This is a genomic window from Larkinella insperata, from assembly GCF_026248825.1.
Taxonomy (GTDB): domain Bacteria; phylum Bacteroidota; class Bacteroidia; order Cytophagales; family Spirosomataceae; genus Larkinella; species Larkinella insperata.
Window position 1 is genome coordinate 1,850,572 of the sequence record NZ_CP110973.1, and the last position, 17,311, is coordinate 1,867,882.

At 52.6% G+C, this 17,311-nt stretch carries 15 protein-coding genes; 10 read left to right on the forward strand and 5 right to left on the reverse strand.

Going from position 1 to position 17,311, the window contains the following annotated elements; all coding sequences use genetic code 11:
• Positions 1-44: 44 nt before the first annotated feature.
• The 5 genes from OQ371_RS07555 to OQ371_RS07575 all read right to left on the reverse strand — a co-directional run bounded on the left by OQ371_RS07555 (position 45) and on the right by OQ371_RS07575 (position 6,746).
• Complete coding sequence (locus OQ371_RS07555; RefSeq protein ID WP_265993183.1) at positions 45-2,321, reverse strand: ATP-dependent helicase; 2,277 nt, start codon at positions 2,319-2,321, stop codon at positions 45-47.
• A 145-nt stretch (positions 2,322-2,466) separates the two neighbouring features.
• Positions 2,467-3,042: a cupin domain-containing protein gene (locus tag OQ371_RS07560; RefSeq protein ID WP_265993184.1), complete on the reverse strand. Its 576-nt coding sequence runs from the start codon at positions 3,040-3,042 to the stop codon at positions 2,467-2,469.
• Between the two features lie 91 nt (positions 3,043-3,133).
• Positions 3,134-3,781: a redoxin domain-containing protein gene (locus OQ371_RS07565; protein ID WP_265993185.1), complete on the reverse strand. Its 648-nt coding sequence runs from the start codon at positions 3,779-3,781 to the stop codon at positions 3,134-3,136.
• Positions 3,782-4,117: 336 nt separating this feature from the next.
• On the reverse strand, positions 4,118-5,419 hold the full coding sequence (locus OQ371_RS07570) for an MFS transporter (protein ID WP_265993186.1): 1,302 nt from the start codon (positions 5,417-5,419) through the stop codon (positions 4,118-4,120).
• A gap of 97 nt (positions 5,420-5,516) precedes the next feature.
• A complete protein-coding gene (locus tag OQ371_RS07575; protein ID WP_265993187.1) occupies positions 5,517-6,746 on the reverse strand; it encodes a peroxiredoxin family protein in 1,230 nt (409 codons plus the stop codon).
• Positions 6,747-6,943: 197 nt separating this feature from the next.
• Between OQ371_RS07575 and rsmH the strand changes: the two genes are divergently transcribed.
• The 10 genes from rsmH to OQ371_RS07625 all read left to right on the forward strand — a co-directional run bounded on the left by rsmH (position 6,944) and on the right by OQ371_RS07625 (position 17,110).
• Positions 6,944-7,876 (forward strand): 16S rRNA (cytosine(1402)-N(4))-methyltransferase RsmH, encoded by a 933-nt coding sequence (rsmH, locus tag OQ371_RS07580; RefSeq protein WP_265993188.1) that lies wholly within the window; start codon positions 6,944-6,946, stop codon positions 7,874-7,876.
• A gap of 12 nt (positions 7,877-7,888) precedes the next feature.
• A complete protein-coding gene (locus tag OQ371_RS07585) occupies positions 7,889-8,293 on the forward strand; it encodes an FtsL-like putative cell division protein (RefSeq protein ID WP_265993189.1) in 405 nt (134 codons plus the stop codon).
• Positions 8,290-10,461, forward strand: coding sequence for a PASTA domain-containing penicillin-binding protein (locus OQ371_RS07590; RefSeq protein WP_265993190.1), 2,172 nt, complete (start codon positions 8,290-8,292; stop codon positions 10,459-10,461). Before OQ371_RS07585 ends, OQ371_RS07590 begins: the two co-directional genes overlap by 4 nt.
• A 31-nt stretch (positions 10,462-10,492) precedes the next feature.
• Positions 10,493-11,959, forward strand: a complete 1,467-nt coding sequence (locus OQ371_RS07595; RefSeq protein WP_265993191.1) for a UDP-N-acetylmuramoyl-L-alanyl-D-glutamate--2,6-diaminopimelate ligase — start codon at positions 10,493-10,495, stop codon at positions 11,957-11,959.
• Between the two features lie 103 nt (positions 11,960-12,062).
• Entirely contained in the window at positions 12,063-13,280 is a 1,218-nt protein-coding gene (gene mraY / locus OQ371_RS07600; protein ID WP_265993192.1) for a phospho-N-acetylmuramoyl-pentapeptide-transferase, read from the forward strand.
• Between the two features lie 198 nt (positions 13,281-13,478).
• Positions 13,479-13,928: a 50S ribosomal protein L13 gene (gene rplM, locus OQ371_RS07605; protein ID WP_265993193.1), complete on the forward strand. Its 450-nt coding sequence runs from the start codon at positions 13,479-13,481 to the stop codon at positions 13,926-13,928.
• Between the two features lie 82 nt (positions 13,929-14,010).
• Positions 14,011-14,397 (forward strand): 30S ribosomal protein S9, encoded by a 387-nt coding sequence (gene rpsI / locus OQ371_RS07610; protein WP_265993194.1) that lies wholly within the window; start codon positions 14,011-14,013, stop codon positions 14,395-14,397.
• 96 nt (positions 14,398-14,493) lie between these two features.
• Positions 14,494-15,336, forward strand: coding sequence for a 30S ribosomal protein S2 (gene rpsB, locus OQ371_RS07615; protein WP_265993195.1), 843 nt, complete (start codon positions 14,494-14,496; stop codon positions 15,334-15,336).
• Between the two features lie 144 nt (positions 15,337-15,480).
• Positions 15,481-16,314: a translation elongation factor Ts gene (gene tsf, locus OQ371_RS07620; RefSeq protein ID WP_265993196.1), complete on the forward strand. Its 834-nt coding sequence runs from the start codon at positions 15,481-15,483 to the stop codon at positions 16,312-16,314.
• A gap of 184 nt (positions 16,315-16,498) precedes the next feature.
• Positions 16,499-17,110, forward strand: a complete 612-nt coding sequence (locus OQ371_RS07625; protein ID WP_265993197.1) for an RNA polymerase sigma factor — start codon at positions 16,499-16,501, stop codon at positions 17,108-17,110.
• Positions 17,111-17,311: the final 201 nt, after the last annotated feature.

Sequence of the window (17,311 nt, forward strand, 5' to 3'; positions counted from 1 at the left end):
ACGCTGTCAGAACGAGCGGTCTGCCAGTTCTGACAACGTGTATCTTAAACGACAATCTTCAGTTTCGCAAAGCTCAGCAGCAGCGTCTTTTCCCCCGCCGTTTCAAACTTGATCACGGCTTTCCGGTCGTTGCCGTCCTGATCAACTTTCTGCACCAGACCAAAGCCAAACTTCATGTGTTCGACGCGCATCCCTTCGGCCAGTTTGGACGTATCGCTGGGGGTAAAATCGCTCGACGGAACATGGGCCACCGTTGGCTGGGGTGTCTGCTGGCGGGCGGTTTTCTGGGCCAGACTTCGCACAAAACTCATCGATCCGCCAGAGGGCACTTCCCGATTAGCTTCCCGACGGTCTTCCCGCTCGGTCTGACGAACCTTGGCCATCTTCAGAAAATCCGGGTTAACTTCCATCAGAAAGCGGCTCGGTTCACAGACTTTCAGACGGCCGTAGTGATACCGCGATTCGGCGTAGGAAACCGTTAGTTTTTTCTCAGCGCGGGTGATGGCAACGTAAAACAACCGCCGTTCTTCTTCCAGGTCGGCCCGGCTTTCGAGCATCATCTGCGACGGGAACAAATCTTCCTCCAGCCCTACGATGTAGACGTTCCGAAACTCCAGCCCTTTGGCTCCGTGAATGGTCATCAGCGTTACCTTGTCGGTGTCGCCATCGTCGTCTTTTTCGTCGGCGGTTGTCAGCAGCGATACCACCTGTAAAAAGGCGCTCAGGCTCTTGTCGTCGTTGTCCGGATTGTCGACAAATTCCTTGATGGAGTTCAGCAGGGCCTGTACGTTTTCGTAGCGGGACAAACCCTCAACGGTTTTGTCGTCGTACAGTTCTTTCAGAATTCCGGATGCCTTGGCCACGTGCGCGGCTACGTCGTAGGCGTCTTTTTTGTCGAGCAGCAGTTGAAAGCTCTTGATCAGATCGGCGAACCCTTCGATGGCAATACCGGCCCGACCAGCTACGTATTTACTCACGTTGCTGACCACTTCCCAGATTGGCACCTGGTTTTCGGCGGCCACGACCGATATTTTGGCCACGGTGGTATCGCCAATGCCGCGTTTGGGCAGGTTAATGATCCGCTTGAACGCTTCTTCGTCGTTCTGGTTGACCGTAAAACGCAGGTACGCCAGCAGGTCCTTGATTTCCTTGCGCTGGTAGAACGACAAGCCGCCGATGATGCGGTATTTGATGTTCAGCTTCCGAAGCGCTTCCTCAAAGGCCCGCGACTGGGCGTTGGTGCGGTACAGAATGGCAAAATCGGAGTTTCGCAGCCCTTCCTGCATCTTGGCTTCGAAGAGCGAAGTGGCAATTAGCCGGCCTTCCTCGTTGTCGGAAGCGGCTTTGACAACCTCGATCAGCGTACCCTCTTCGTTGTCGGTAAAGACGTTTTTGCGCAGCTGCTCCCGGTTCCGGGCAATGATGGAATTGGCCGCGTTGACGATGGTTTTGGTCGAGCGGTAATTCTGTTCCAGCTTGATCGTGCGGACATCCGGAAAGTCTTTCTCGAAATTCAGAATGTTTTCGATGTTGGCCCCGCGGAAGGCGTAAATACTCTGGGCGTCGTCGCCCACCACGCAGATGTTTTGATTGACGGCGGACAACTTCCGGGTAATCAGGTACTGCGACACGTTGGTATCCTGAAACTCATCGACCAGGACGTGTTTGAATTTGTGCTGGTATTTGTTCAGGATGTCCAGGTGATCGCGGAACAGGACGTTCGTGTTGTAGAGCAGATCGTCAAAATCCATGGCGTTGGCCTGGAAACACCGCGTCGAATAGGCTTTGTAAATCCGGCCAATTTCGGGCATCCGGGCGGCTGCATCGTCGGCCTGAATCAGCGGATTGGCCAGGTAATCAGCCGGACCCACCAGTCGGTTTTTGGCCCCCGAAATGCGCGCAAAAACCATGTTTGGGCGGTATACCTTGTCATCCAGCCCAAATTCCTTGATAATGCTTCGCAGCAGCGATTTGGAATCGTCGGTATCGTAAATGGAAAAGTTACTCGTGTAGCCCAGCGCCTTCGCTTCAACCCGCAGAATCTTGGCAAAAACCGCGTGAAACGTGCCCATCCAGATGTTGCGGGCTTCCGTGCCGACCACGCTCTCGATCCGGTGGCGCATTTCACCGGCCGCTTTGTTGGTAAACGTCAGGGCTAAAATCCGAAATGGATCAATCCCTTTTTCAATCAGGTGGGCAATCCGGAAGGTTAATACCCGGGTTTTGCCTGATCCGGCACCGGCTATAATCATCAGCGGACCGTTTTCGTGCAACACGGCCTGCCGTTGTGGCTCATTCAAGGTTGAAATATAATCCGTCATCAACAGCTCTCCCTCTTCAGTGGTTAGTCATCTTAAAATAACATTCAAAACTACTAAAAAAGTTGCGGATGAACGGAAATGCAGGCAGAATCTGGGCGGTATTTGAAAGGACGCGATGAAGTTGAAAAACAGCCGGGTGGAGCCCCTATTTCCAGATGCGGACCAACCCGCTTTCCCGACCCAGCAGCGGATCGGTTTGGGGAAGTGGAACGGCGGCAATGTTTTGATCGGCTTTGGGCCGGTCGCCGGGCTGTCCGCGCAGGACGTCATAATCGCGCCCGTCGGGATACGCCCCCACGACGCCGAAATCCGCCGAAGCGTCAAGCCGTTTGTGACCGACCCCCGCCGGAATGACCACAACGTCGCCGGTTTTCACCCGGATTTTCTCACCCTGCTCCCCGCCCAGGTGCAGCAGGGCCGAGCCGCTGTAAACGCCCAGCACCTCGTGCGAAATGCTGTGGTAATGGTGATACGGAAATACGCCGTTGCGCCAGGAATTGGTCCAGTTGTTGGCCGCAAACCGTTTTTCGAGCCAGGAAGCCCCCGCCGAACCGGTTTCCGAAAAGGCGTTGTGGTAAATCAATAGTGGATAACGGCTGTTTGGAATCGTGCCGTCGTCTTTAAAAAGATGGGCTTCCGGCTCCGGGGTCGATTGCGCCATAACGGTTCGGGTTAACAACAGTACAGAACCGCCGATTGACAAAAATTCGCTTCGGTTCATCGTGTTTTTTCTGAAAGATGTTCTCCTTCAAGAACCACAATCCCCGAAACTTGTTTTCCGCGCCATTGTTGCTAAGCCGTGCGCAGGCTCATCAGGCCGCGGTCCGGTCGTACAACGGCAACGTTTTAACGGCCGATTGCCCGTCGATTTGCCGCAGAACGGCTTCCGCCGGGAATTGTCCGTCAAAATCCTTGTCAACGTAGCTAAACTGAATGTGACGGTCCGGAGCAACGACGAATAACGCCGGGTAGGGTACATCTTCGGTAATTCCGGCAATCCAGTTCCAGACCGGATCATCCGTCGAGTGAACCCCAAATTTGCCGGCAATCTGGTTTTCCGCATCCTGCACGATCGTAAACGGCAAGTCGTGCTGTTCTACCAGAATTTGCAACGATTCCGGCGAGTCGGGAGAAACCACCAGCAGGTTTGCGCCCGCATCCTGTACATGGGCCTGAAGTTCAATTAATTTTTGCAGATACTTTTTGCCGTATCCGTTCCAGCCAGCGCTGTAAAAAGCAACTACCAGCGGACCCGTTTGGAGCCAGTCGTGCAGGTGAACGGTTTTGGAATAATCAGCCTGCCAGGTAACGTACTGCCCAATCGTCCGCTGGCGATGAACGCCGAATAACGGTGCTTTCTGGCCGGATTGCAGCGGTTTCACCGGGACCAGCTTCCGGAATACCTGAGGAATCGAATACAGATCGGTGTCTTCGTGAACGGTGTCGAAAAAGGCAATCATTAGCTTAGTAAGTTTATAGACTATCTATGTTTTTAGAACAAACCTTTGAACTGGCGTTTGGTTTTGAAAGCTGACCAAAAATTGCGCCAGATTATCAGAAAAAAATGGGGTAAGGGAATTATCGGGAGCGACGGGCGGTGTGCATCAACAACCCATCCTTGTTGCAGACTGACAACAACCGTCCTTTGCAGAAACGTGGTGCAAGGCAGAAACCGATCGAGACCGGCGAACAGCGTTATGTTGTGCAGAAACTGACATTAACTATACTTTGTCAATAGATTATATGCAAATATAGAAAATGGAGTTTATTCGCTCCAAATTTTTGCCCCCTTAAATTTAGGAAACGGTTGGTGTTGCTTCCACAGAGCGGTTTTCAGGGATTCTTTTTTCGTCCGCTAAATCGGGCCTGGTTGTGTTGACGACGGCCGATTCGCCAGCATCGGTATCCACCGGACGAATACGTCGGGCGATGAAAACACTCACGAAAATAGCCGCCATCGCCAGATAGCCCACCCATGAATAATGGATCAGCGCTCCGCTTTCGGTTTTGGTCACGAGCAAACCGGCCCCGTAGGTAGCCAGGGCCTGCGCCAGAAGCTGAACCGACGAATTCATGCTCATAAAACCACCCCGGCGCTTCGGCTCCACCACCGCCGTCACCATCGCTTGCGTTGGAATGAAACGGGCGTTGGAGAAGATGAAGAACACAGCATTCACCGCCAGAATGTAGGTCAGACCGGACGGTTGCATGGACGTCAGCAAAAACATCGGGATCATAGACAGCAACGCAAAAACGACAAAAACCGGGTACTTGCCCCGCTTATCGGCCAGACGCCCAACGAGCGGCCCCGTGAAAATGGTGACCAACCCGCCAACCAGGTAGATCAGGTACAATTGATCTTCGCCCAGCCCGACATTAGCCACCAGGTAAGGCGACAGCAACGGAATGATGCTGAAATGACCCAGCATGATGGTGGTCGTCAGCCAGAGCGCCCGGAGCTGGTTGGGGTTACGCAGGATAGACGTGATTACATCCAGTGGAGCAGACTGGTTTTCGCTGGTTTGCAGGTGCCCATTCAGCCGCGGCACGTAACGGATGATCAGGGCCGTTACCAGAACGCCCAGACCGCCAATGGCCAGAAACGGCGCGTGCCAGCTAATTTTGGTTGCCAGATACAAGCCGAACGGCACACCCACCACCGAAGCCACCGAAAAAGACGTAGTAATGATCGACATGGCCGTAGCCCGCCGTTCGTATGGAACCACGTCGGCAACAATGGAGAAAACCTGCGCTCCCAGAACGCCCCCGAACAAACCGGCGGTGGTGCGGGCAACAATCAGCAGCGGAAAGGTCGGGGCCAAGCCACAGGCGATGGTTCCGACGACAAAACCAATGTAAGCCGTCAGCACGACTTTTTTCCGGTCGAAACGGTCGACGTAGAAAGCCGCCAGAAAACCGGAAATTCCGGCGCTCAGGCTGTAGGCCGACACAATAAAGCTGAACTCATGCGGATTGAGGCTGAAATACCGCATCAGTTGCGGCCCCATCGGCATCATGATGATAAAATCGACAATGTGCGTGAAGTTGATGCACGCGAGAATGAGAAGCAGGACTTTCTCCTGGCGGGTCATGTTCATTATGGTGTGGAAGTTCAGACAAAAGAGGCTAGATGCGAGCCGAAAGAGTTGCCTTTTCTCTCGTGTCAAAATCTTTTGTCTATTCGCAATTTGTTGTTTACTCTGCGGTTAGTTTATCAATCAGCCGGTTGAAATCGGCCACAAACTCATCGTAGTATTTTCCCGTTCCGGGACCGCTGAAACCGGTATGAATCTGGCGGACCGTTCCTTTTTTGTCCAGCACGATGGTGGTCGGAAAGCCTACCACCTGGTTCAGCATCGGCAGGGTTTTCGACGCTTCCGATTTAACGTTGGTACCCGCCAGAACAACGGGGTAGTCAATCTTGAAGCGGTCAATCATGCGCTTTATCTTCGGGGCCGACTCGGTCAGTTCAGCCGATTTTTCGTAGGCCAGTCCCACAATCTCGACGCCCCGGTTTTTGTTCTTTTTGTACCACGGACTCAGAAACTTGGTTTCGTCCATGCAGTTCGGACACCACGAACCCAGAATCTGAACCACAACCACTTTATTCCGAAACCGCGCATCCTTGAGCGAAACCGGTTTTCCGTTTACATCCGGAAACGTAAAATCAATGGTTTTGTAGCCCGGCTTTAAGTATGTCAGGCTGGTAGGATCCGGTAATTTAGCGTTCGGGTCAAACCGGGCCGTCCAGCTTTCGTAGCCGCTCTCGCCCGACCAGAAGCCGCCCACCAGCGTATTATCCGGTTTGCGCTTGGCCTTGAACAGGTACAAGTGCGTTCCGTCGAAGGTAGACAGCATCAGGCTGTCGCCTACCACGTTGCCTTCCAGATACCGGTAGTCGCCCGTTGTGGTCAGGAATGTTCCGGTCAGCCGGGCGCCTTTCTGCTCGAAAACACCGACTGCAACCGTCGAATCCGTTTCCGAGCGGAAGGTTGTGGCCCACTTGCCGGTCAGGTTGATGGCAGGGGTTTGGGAGGTAGGCGTAAAACGGTATCGAACGCCGTGCTGCGCCTGAAACGGCAGCGAGGTATAGTTTTGCCCGGTCCGGCGTCGGCGCCAGAATCCCCGCAGCGTATTGCCCTCGACTTTTGCCCGGATTTCTGCCTCAAAGATATCGATTGCCAGCCGAACCGAATCGCCGGTAAGTGTCACTTTATCAAACGGTAACCGCTCGGCGCCATTGAGCGCAAAGGCGGAATACGCAGACCCGTTGGCGCTGATCTCCAGGCCGAACGGCAGCTCCCCGCCTTTGCTTTGCAAAACCGCCCGCCAAACGCCGGTTTTCAGCTTGGGGACCGATTGAGCACCGCCGGAGAACGAAATTCCGAACAGGGTTACTAACAGTACTGCAACAATTTTTTTCATACAATAAAAAATAGCAGATCCAGTTCTCTTCCCGGTAGAAATAGGGGCGGTTTTGTTAAGTTTGTAACGGACGAAGATTTTGTTTTAGTTCCGAAAAGGATTTTGAAACCGATGACAAATCGGAAATCTACCAGAAAAGCCCGAAAAAATTCTGTGACTGCTGCGGGAGTGCTGATTAACAATGTGTTTATAGTTTCATGACAGGGACCAACTACCACGAACCGGTTTTATTGCAGGCTTGTATTGAAGGACTGAACCTCAAACCCGGCGGCACGTACGTCGATGTGACGTTCGGGGGCGGGGGCCATTCCCGCGAGATTTTACGGCAGTTGCAGCCCGGTTCTGATTCGGAGGGTCGGCTTGTCGCCTTTGATCAGGACCCCGACGCCCGGGCCAACGCCGACGCCATCGACGACCCGCGCCTGACGTTCGTTGCGGCCAATTTCCGGCACTTGAAACGGTATTTACGGCTTCACAAAATCGATCACGTCGACGGTATTCTGGCCGATCTAGGCATTTCGTCGCACCAGATTGACACGCCGAAACGCGGCTTTTCAACCCGCTTCGACGCCGATCTCGACATGCGCATGAGCCAGTCGGGTGAGCTGACGGCCCGCAAAGTCATCAATGAGTATCCGGAGGATCAGTTGCATAAAATTTTCGGGATGTACGGCGAGGTGATCAACGCCCGAACGCTGGCCAGCGTCGTTGCGTCGAGCCGCGTCAACCGGTCGATTGAAACCGTCAATGACCTGAAAGCCGTGCTGCAACGGTATGCGCCCCGCGGAAAAGAACATAAATATTTCGCGCAGGTCTTTCAGGCGCTGCGCATTGAGGTCAACCAGGAACTGGCTACTTTGGAAGAATTTCTGACGCAGGTTCCGGAGGTGCTGGCGCCGGGCGGGCGGCTGGTGGTGATGTCCTACCATTCGCTGGAAGACCGGCTGGTGAAAAACTTTATCCGGTCGGGCAACTTCCGGGGCGATGTGGAGAAAGACCTGTACGGAAACGAACTGAAACCGCTCCAGTCGATCACGCGCAAACCGATTGAAGCCTCGGCGGAGGAAGTCGACCGGAATCCGCGGGCACGAAGCGCCAAACTACGGATTGCTGAAAAACGGTCAAGTTAACCATTCAACGATATGGCCCAAAACACCTATAAAACACCGCCCAAAGCGCCCGTCGTGAAGAAAAAGCGCGAGAACCGCCTTCTAAACTACCTGAACCAGACCATCGGGTTCGACCGGCTGTTTGGCGAAGACAACCCCTGGCCCATCAAGCATTTCGACCGCATTATGTGGATTTCGTTTCTGCTGATCCTGTACATCGGATTCAACCACAACGCCGAGCGCCTGATCCGGAACATCCAGCGGGTAAAAGCGGTCGTGGACGAGAAACGGGCCGAATACACCACGCTTCAGGCCGATTTCAAGAAAAGCGGGAAACAATCCGAAATCAGCAAGCACGTAATTGCTACCGGCCTGGAAGAACCCGTAACTCCGCCCCTGAAGATTGTTGTTAAATCCGAGGAAGACACCCAGCCATGAACGTCAAAAAGGACATTTTACGCCGGGCTGCGCTGGCGTCGGTGGCGATTTTCCTGTTTGCTCTGGCGATTATCGCCCGGCTAACGTACGTTCAGTTTTTTCAAAAGCAGAATGGCCGTTTGTGGAAAGACCGGATTACGCAGTACCACATCAAACGGGATACGCTCCGGGCCACCCGGGGCAATATTTTCTCGCGCAACGAAGACCCGCTGGCCACCTCGCTTCCCTACTATTACGTCGGTATCGACCCCTGCGTCGCCAAGACCGATTCGTTCAACAAAAAGATCGACTCACTTGGTATCCTGCTGGCGCGGAAATTTGGTGAACGTTCGCGGGATGAGTACACCTACATGATCCGGAAGGCGCGCGAAAGCGGCCGAAAATACGTCTTGCTGAGCCGGAAAAAAATCTCGTTTCAGGAACGGATGGCAATGCAGAAATGGCCGTTTTTCCGGCGCGACCGGCGGCAGGGCCTGGGCGGTGGAAAATTCGATGCCGTTTACCAGCGCTACCACCCCTACGGACGCATGGCCCTGCGGACGGTCGGGTACCTGAACCCCGAAACGTCGCGCGGATTTGTTGGACTGGAATCCAGTTTTCAGAAGGAACTGGCGGGAAAAGACGGTGTTGGGCTGGTGGAGGAATTGTCCGGGGGAGTACGAATGCCGCTGGAAGACGGTTCGGACATCAAGCCGGAACCCGGGCTGGACATTTACACCACCATCGACGTCAACTTTCAGGACATGGCCGAAACGGCCCTGCTGCACGGCCTGGAGAAGTACCAGGCTGAACGTGGTTGCCTGATTGTGATGGAAGTCGAAACCGGCGAAATCCGGGCCATGGCGAATCTGACCCTGCAAAACGGCAAATACGTCGAAAACTTTAACCACGCGCTGGCGGGCGGCACCGATCCCGGTTCAACCTTCAAGCTGCCGACAATGATTGCGCTGCTGGAAGAAAAAGCGATTCGGCCCGATCAGATGGTGCATACGGGCGGGGGGGCGGTTCTGTACCGGGGTCGCCGGATTTCGGATACCAAACGGGGGGGCCACGGCAGCATCACCGCCCAGCAGGTTTTCGAAAAATCGTCGAACGTCGGTGTACACATGCTGATGAACAGCTTCTACAACCGCCCGGAAACGTACTGCCGGTACATGCGCCAGTTTCGGCTCGATAAGCCCATCGGGTTACAGCTCCGGGGCGAAACCAAACCCGTGGTTCCGAACCCGCAGTCGCCGGGCTGGAGCCGTTTGTCGCTCAGTTCGATGGCCATTGGGTATGAGTTAAAATTGACGCCGTTGCAGATGCTGGCCTTCTACAACGCGGTTGCCAACGACGGTAAGTGGGTGCAACCCATGCTGGTGAAGCAGATACGGCGGGCCAACGAAGTCGTCAAAGAATTTGAACCGTACGTGGCGCCGGATCCGATTTGCAGTCAGTCGACCATCCGGCTGGCCAAAAAAATGCTCGAAGGCGTGGTTGAACACGGCACCGCCCGGAAAAGCCAGAGCCCGTATTACCGGTTTGCGGGCAAAACCGGTACGGCCCAGAGGCTCATCAACGGCCGGTATCAGGTGGGCAAATATTACACGTCCTTTATCGGTTATTTTCCGGCCGAAAAACCGAAGTACAGCATTGCCGTCGTTGTGGACACGCCCCACGGTGCCAGCATCGACCTGCTGTACGGGGGCAGCGTTTCGGCGCCGGTATTCCGGGAAATTGCCGACCGGATTTACGCCTACGACATTCCCATGCACCGGCCTTTCGCCAGCACTTCCAAACCGGTTCGTCCGTCTAGCCGGGGCATCAAAGCCGGTTTTGCCGACGACATCCGGACCATCAGTACGGAGCTGAATATCAACACACCGCCCAGTCCCGACGGTTGGGTGAAAGCCGAAACGGAAGGCTCAAAAACGCAGTGGGTGAGCCAGCCCACGCAAACCCGGGTACCCGACCTGCGCGGCATGACGCTGCGCGACGCCCTGCACCTGCTCGAAAACCGGGGCTTCCGGGTTCGATTTGAAGGCTACGGCAAAGTGGTCGATCAATCGGTTCCGCCGGGAAGTCCGTTGCCACATCCGCGCAAAATTACGCTAACTTTGCGGCAAACCGCCCGGCCCGATACGCTGGCAGTTGCCCTCAACAAACATAATCAACCCGGAAAGTAAGGATGCGAGAGCCTTTTTTTCCCGTTTATCTATGCTGTTAACCCATATTTTGTATAAAGTACCGCTGCTGTCGACCTCTGGCAACATGAGTGTTGAAGTTGACCAGTTGACGATGGACTCGCGAAAGGCGCGCCCGGGCAGTTTGTTTGCCGCCGTTCGCGGGACGCAGACCGACGGCCACCGGTTTATTAATAAAGCCGTTGAACAGGGAACAACCGTTATTTTGTGTGAGGAGTTGCCCGAAAACCGGTCCGAACACGTCACCTACGTTCAGGTTCAGGACAGCAGCTACGCGCTGGGGCTGATTGCGGCCAATTTTTACGATCATCCTTCCAAAAAGCTGAAACTGGTCGGCGTGACCGGCACCAACGGCAAAACCTCAACGGCTACCCTACTGTTTCGGCTGTTTCGGCAACGGGGTTACCGGGTGGGCCTGCTCTCAACGGTGCAGAACCAGATTGACGAAACCGTCATTCCGGCCACCCACACCACCCCCGACACCATTGCCCTGAATGAGCTGCTGGCGCGGATGGTTCAGCACGGTTGCAGCCACTGTTTCATGGAAGTAAGCTCACACGCCGTGGTTCAGCACCGGATCGTCGGTCTGCATTTCGCCGGGGGTATTTTCACGAACATTACGCACGACCACCTCGATTTTCACGAGACGTTTGATAATTACATTAAAGCCAAAAAAGGCTTTTTCGACCAACTACCGGCCTCGGCTTTCGCCCTGACAAATCTGGACGACAAGCGCGGGCTGGTGATGCTGCAAAATACGGCGGCCCAGAAAGAAAGCTACTCGCTGCAAACACTGGGGTCCTTCAAGGGCCGGATCATGTCAGAGGGCCTGTACGGGATGCAGATGGATGTCGATGGGCGGGAGGTATGGTTTAAACTGACAGGCCGGTTCAACGCCTACAACCTGCTGGCGGTTTACGGAGCAGCCGTTTTGCTGGGCGAAGACCGCGAAGAGGTATTGACCCAGCTTTCCGTTTTACCGAGTCCGCCGGGCCGGTTTGAGATGGTCATTGCCGACAACAAACCCGTGGGCATTGTCGATTACGCCCACACGCCGGATGCGCTGCAAAACGTACTGGAAACAATTGCGGGGCTGCGGCAGGGCAACGAGCAAATCATTACGGTTGTGGGATGCGGAGGAAACCGGGATGCGGCCAAGCGCCCCATTATGGCCGAAATTGCCTGCAAATACAGCGACCGGGTGATTCTGACCTCCGACAATCCGCGCAACGAAGACCCAATGGCCATTCTGGAACAAATGCAGGCCGGGGTTCCGCCCGTTGCCTTCAAGAAAACCCAAACCATTGTTGACCGGCGCGACGCCATCTTTCGGGCCGTGGAGATGGCCCAGCCCAACGATGTCATTGTGGTGGCCGGTAAAGGCCACGAAGCGTACCAGGAAATCAACGGTGTCAAACACGATTTTGACGACCGCAAAGTTCTGCGCGAGGCTTTTCAACAATCCATTGCCGAAAAATAACGGGATAGCCAGGGGCTGAAGGCTGGACGCCGGAACGGTTTCCGGAAAACCACCTTCGTTGCCCCGACGATTCTGAACCGGGATATTCAACTAATTAAACGTTATGCTTTATTACCTCTTCACCTACCTCGATCAGCAGTTCGACTTTCCCGGCGCCGGGGTTTTTCAGTATCTATCGTTCCGGGCGGGCGCGGCCATTACGCTGTCGTTGCTGATTGCGGCTGTTTACGGGCGTCAGATTATCGACATGCTGCGCAAATTGCAAATCGGTGAAGAAATTCGGGATCTAGGGCTGGAAGGACAAATGCAGAAACGCGGAACGCCTACAATGGGCGGGTTCATCATTCTGGCGTCGCTGGTTTTTCCGACCCTGCTGTTTGCCAAGCTGACCAACGTGTATATTGTGCTGTTGCTGGTTTCAACGATCTGGACCGGAATGATCGGCTTTCTGGACGATTACATCAAGGTGTTCAGGAAAAACAAGGAAGGGCTGCATGGACGCTTCAAGATTGTCGGTCAGGTGGGTCTGGGCCTGATTGTGGGGCTGACGCTGTATTTCAACGACTACGTTAAGATCCGGGTTTACAAGCCAGGCGTCATCAACACTTCCATCGGGCAGATTGAATACGGATCGTTTCAGGATGTCAAATCCATGTCGACCACCGTACCTTTCTTAAAGAACAATGACTTCAATTACACGGCTTTACTGCCCGATTTTATTCCGGATGAGTACACCTGGGTTCTTTACGTAGCCATCGTCATTTTCATCATTACGGCGGTTTCCAACGGGGCTAACATTACCGACGGCATCGACGGTCTGGCCGCCGGAACGTCCGTCATCATCGGGTTAACGCTGGGCGTTTTTGCGTATCTGTCCAACAACAAAACCTTTTCCCAGTACCTCAACATCATGTACATTCCCTACTCGGGTGAAATGGTGATTTTCTGTGCGGCTTTTGTGGGGGCCTGCGTCGGATTTTTGTGGTACAATTCTTACCCGGCTCAGGTGTTTATGGGCGATACCGGCAGTTTGATGCTGGGCAGTATCATCGCCGTGCTGGCGTTGGCTACCCGGAAAGAATTACTAATTCCGGTGATGTGCGGTATTTTTCTGGTCGAACTTGTATCCGTTATTATGCAGGTTAGTTACTTTCGCTACACCAAGCAAAAATACGGGGAAGGCAGGCGCGTTTTCCTGATGTCGCCGTTGCACCACCATTTCCAGAAAAAAGGCTACCACGAAGCCAAAATTGTTACCCGTTTCTGGATTATCGGAATTATTCTGGCAGTTATTACGCTGGTGACGCTAAAACTTCGCTAACATTCGGACCGCTGTCCATCCTCAAACGTCCGACGAAAAGCGATTACAACCGATAAAGAGCTTTTGAAGTAGCTGAAATTTTCAAACACCCTTGTATTTCAGAAATATACGCTCTATATTTGCACTCCCGTTTTTGGACGGGAGTTTTTGTGTATAGCGCAAGTAATTGTCTATCAATATATAATCTCCCATAAACAAGTGGATACGTTAAGCTACAAGACCATTTCGGCCAACAAAGCGACGGCGCAGAAAGACTGGGTGGTCATTGACGCGGAAAATCAGGTGTTAGGTCGGTTGGCGAGCCAGGCGGCAAAAATCATCCGCGGCAAGAACAAGGCCAACTTTACGCCGAACGTTGACTGTGGTGACAATGTCATCATCATCAACGCCGATAAAATTAAACTTACCGGTAAGAAAATGACCGATAAGGTGTATGTTCGTCACACCGGCCACCCCGGTGGTCAGCGGTTCCGGACGCCCCGCGAAATGATGGACAAGAACCCGGCCTTCATTCTGGAGCACGCCATCAAAGGTATGTTGCCGAAAAACCGCCTGGGTAGCCGGTTGTTCACCAACCTGCACGTTTACGCCGGAAACCAGCATCCGCACGCGTCGCAGCAACCGAAAGAAATTAAACTGGATTACTAATAAATAGAGGTTAGACGTAAGACAAGAGGCTAAAGAATTGGATCGTCTCTTCTCTCTCGTCTTTCGTCTCATATCTTAAACAATGGAACGAATCAATGCATTAGGTCGCCGGAAAACAGCCGTGTCGCGCGTGTACCTGTCGATCGGTACCGGCAACATCGTTATTAACGGCCGAGATTACAAACAGTATTTTCCTACGGAAGTTCTGCAAATCGTTCTGAAGCAGCCGCTGGCTACGATCAGTGCCCCGGAAGGTTACGACGTGAAAGTAAACGTTCGCGGTGGCGGTATTTCCGGCCAGGCTGAGGCAACCCGGATGGGTATTGCCCGCGCGCTGTGTGAATTGAACCCCGAGTTTCGTCCGGCCCTGAAAAAAGAAGGCTTCCTGACCCGCGATTCCCGCATGGTTGAACGGAAGAAATACGGTCGTGCCAAAGCTCGTCGTCGGTTCCAGTTCTCGAAACGTTAATTATTTATCGTTTCACGATTTGTCCAGGCCGCACTTGTCTGATGCCGATGTGCGGTGCTGCGTATTTTCAGTATTCATTTTTCATTCTACATTCCAATGGCACAAGTAGAGTATAAAGATCTTCTGGATGCAGGTGTGCACTTTGGCCACCTTACCCGGAAATGGGATCCCCGTATGGCACCGTACATCTTCATGGAGAAGAACGGTATCCATATCATTGACCTGAACAAGACGCTGGCGTCAATCGACGAAGCAGCCGCTGCCATCAAAGGCATCGTTCGTTCAGGCCGTAAAGTGATGTTCGTCGCTACGAAAAAACAAGCACAGGAAATTGTTACGGAAGAAGCGCGTCGCCTGAAGATGCCCTACGTAACGGATCGCTGGCTGGGCGGTATGCTGACCAACTTCGCTACAATCCGGAAATCATTGAAGAAGATGCAGGGCATCGAAAAAATGATGAAGGATGAGACTACCTACAAAAGTCTGGCAAAACGGGAACGGTTGACGGTATCCCGCGAAAAAGATAAACTGGAGCGCGTATTAGGTGGAGTTGCTGACCTGACGCGTTTGCCGGCGGCTCTGTTCATCGTTGACGTAAAACGGGAGCACATTGCCGTTGCCGAAGCAAAACGGCTGGGTATTCCGGTTTTCGCGATGTGTGATACCAACTCGAACCCGGATGAAGTAGATTTCCCGATTCCGGCCAACGACGATGCGTACAAATCGATCCGTTTGATCACGCTGGCGATTGGTAAGGCAATCGAAGAAGGTCTGCTGGAGCGGAAGCAGGATAAAGACGATCAGCGCTTGCAGGAAGAGGAAGAAGCGAAACGGGCGGAAGATGTACGTTCATCGCAGGCTGAAGGCCAGTTGGTTGAAGCTGAAGGTGAGGCCAGCGGCCCGGTTGCGGCTGATCAAGCAGACGAGCAGGAGGATTAAGACTATCTAAGAGCAACGATGTTGCCAAGCTTATACGTTCGGATAGCCCGTAGCCTCGCTATGGGCTATTCCGTTTCCGGTGATCTGATTACCAAATAGTTTACACGATTTAGAACTTGCTAACAGAAAATTAATAAACAAACAATGGCTATTACCGCACAAGACGTTAACAGACTCCGGCAGGAAACTGGCGCCGGTATGATGGATTGCAAAAAAGCACTCACTGAAGCCGACGGCGATTTCGAGAAAGCAAAAGATATCCTGCGCAAGCAAGGCCAGAAAATCGCTAGCAAACGTGCCGAAAATACAACTTCTGAAGGAAAGGTTCTAACGCACGTTAGCCCGGATGGCAAAACAGGCCGTATCATCGGCTTTGCCTGCGAAACGGAACCCGTATCGAACGTGGCCGATTTCCAGAACCTGGCAATGTCCCTGATGGACAACGCCGTTGCTGCGAAACCGACGACGAAAGAAGAACTGCTGGCCTTACCGCAAGGTGATGGTCGGAGCCTCCAGGATCACATCACGGACCTGATGGGAAAAATCGGTGAGAAACTGGACGTTATTGCTTACGAAGTCGTAACGGCAGAGCAAGTAATTGCCTACAACCACTCAAACGGCAAATTAGGTGTTTTAGTTGGTCTGGACAATCTGAACGGCACTGAAGTAACCGAAGTTGGTAAAGATATTGCAATGCAAATTGCGGCTATGAAACCTGTAGCCATCGACAAAGACGGCGTTGATTCCAGCATCGTTGAACGCGAAATCGAAATCGGTAAAGATCAGGCTCGTGCAGAAGGAAAACCGGAAGCCATGCTCGAAAAAATTGCGATGGGTAAGCTGCAGAAATTCTACAAAGAAAACACACTGCTGAACCAGGAATTCGTAAAAGATTCTTCGCTGACCATTGCTCAGTTACTGGACAAAACCAGCAAAGGATTAACGGTTACGGCCTTCAAACGCATTTCTATCGGCTAAGCGAATCTTGCTTGCATCTTATAAAAAAGCCCGGTCTATTTAGACTGGGCTTTTTTTATGATATATAAACTATTTTTATTTTATTTGCACATACAATTATAATTCAATTCTGTCAATCAACATGAATACTGAGCGTTAACTCAACTAAGAAAGTTACTTTATCGCTATTTAATCGTCATACAGAATGATTGCATCGTTAGAATTAAAACGGATGACGGATGAAGAGCTTGTTCGTCTGTATGTCGCGAGTCAGAGTAACCGCTACTTTGAACACTTGTACAGCCGATACAATGATAAAGTATACCGAAAATGCCTGATGTTTACCAAAGACCCCGTCAAAGCGGAAGACTTTACGCACGATATTTTCCTGCGATTGATCGTGCGTTTAAGCAGCTTCAAAGAACAGTCTAAATTTTCGACCTGGCTGTATTCAATCACCTACAATTACTGCACGGATCAGCTTCGGTCAAACCGAAAGCGGATTGAAGTACCCGTCCATGAAGAAATGGAGTGGCTTGATGACGGTGATGATAAGGAAGTGATGGAGATGGAGGCCCAGCGGCTGCAGGTAGCCCTTGGGCAGCTAACCGTGGAGGAGCAAAGCTTGCTGCTTATGAAATACCAGGACGACGTCAGTATTAAGGAAATAGCGAACATTCATAATCTGAGCGAAAGTGCGGTAAAGATGCGGTTGAAACGGGCAAAAGAGAAGCTGAAGAAGCGCTATCTAGAAACTATGCTTTTTGTTGGCCTGCTGATTGCCAAATTTATAGCCTGGACAAGAGTTCATAAATAACGATACTGGAATAAATGGATTCAAACTATAATGTCTTCAAAGAGATTGAGCCGCCCGACTCCTGTCCTCCCCATATAAAGAGTTGGTCTCGGAGATCGATCTAATCCGTAATTCGCTCACCCTTATCGAGATTTTCGTCGATGATTTAATGAAGGTAGCATCGTCGCTGATCTCAATTCCTCAATTACCTGACAATTCTCA

Coding starts and splice junctions, on each gene's coding strand:
- OQ371_RS07590 (WP_265993190.1), top strand. CDS start 8,290: ATGAACGTCAAAAAGGACATTTTACGCCGGGCTGCGCTGGCGTCGGTG.
- rpsI (WP_265993194.1), top strand. CDS start 14,011: ATGGAACGAATCAATGCATTAGGTCGCCGGAAAACAGCCGTGTCGCGC.
- OQ371_RS07595 (WP_265993191.1), top strand. CDS start 10,493: ATGCTGTTAACCCATATTTTGTATAAAGTACCGCTGCTGTCGACCTCT.
- rsmH (WP_265993188.1), top strand. CDS start 6,944: ATGACAGGGACCAACTACCACGAACCGGTTTTATTGCAGGCTTGTATT.
- mraY (WP_265993192.1), top strand. CDS start 12,063: ATGCTTTATTACCTCTTCACCTACCTCGATCAGCAGTTCGACTTTCCC.
- OQ371_RS07585 (WP_265993189.1), top strand. CDS start 7,889: ATGGCCCAAAACACCTATAAAACACCGCCCAAAGCGCCCGTCGTGAAG.
- OQ371_RS07560 (WP_265993184.1), bottom strand. CDS start 3,042: ATGAACCGAAGCGAATTTTTGTCAATCGGCGGTTCTGTACTGTTGTTA.
- OQ371_RS07575 (WP_265993187.1), bottom strand. CDS start 6,746: ATGAAAAAAATTGTTGCAGTACTGTTAGTAACCCTGTTCGGAATTTCG.
- OQ371_RS07625 (WP_265993197.1), top strand. CDS start 16,499: ATGATTGCATCGTTAGAATTAAAACGGATGACGGATGAAGAGCTTGTT.
- OQ371_RS07555 (WP_265993183.1), bottom strand. CDS start 2,321: ATGACGGATTATATTTCAACCTTGAATGAGCCACAACGGCAGGCCGTG.
- rpsB (WP_265993195.1), top strand. CDS start 14,494: ATGGCACAAGTAGAGTATAAAGATCTTCTGGATGCAGGTGTGCACTTT.
- tsf (WP_265993196.1), top strand. CDS start 15,481: ATGGCTATTACCGCACAAGACGTTAACAGACTCCGGCAGGAAACTGGC.
- OQ371_RS07565 (WP_265993185.1), bottom strand. CDS start 3,781: ATGATTGCCTTTTTCGACACCGTTCACGAAGACACCGATCTGTATTCG.
- OQ371_RS07570 (WP_265993186.1), bottom strand. CDS start 5,419: ATGAACATGACCCGCCAGGAGAAAGTCCTGCTTCTCATTCTCGCGTGC.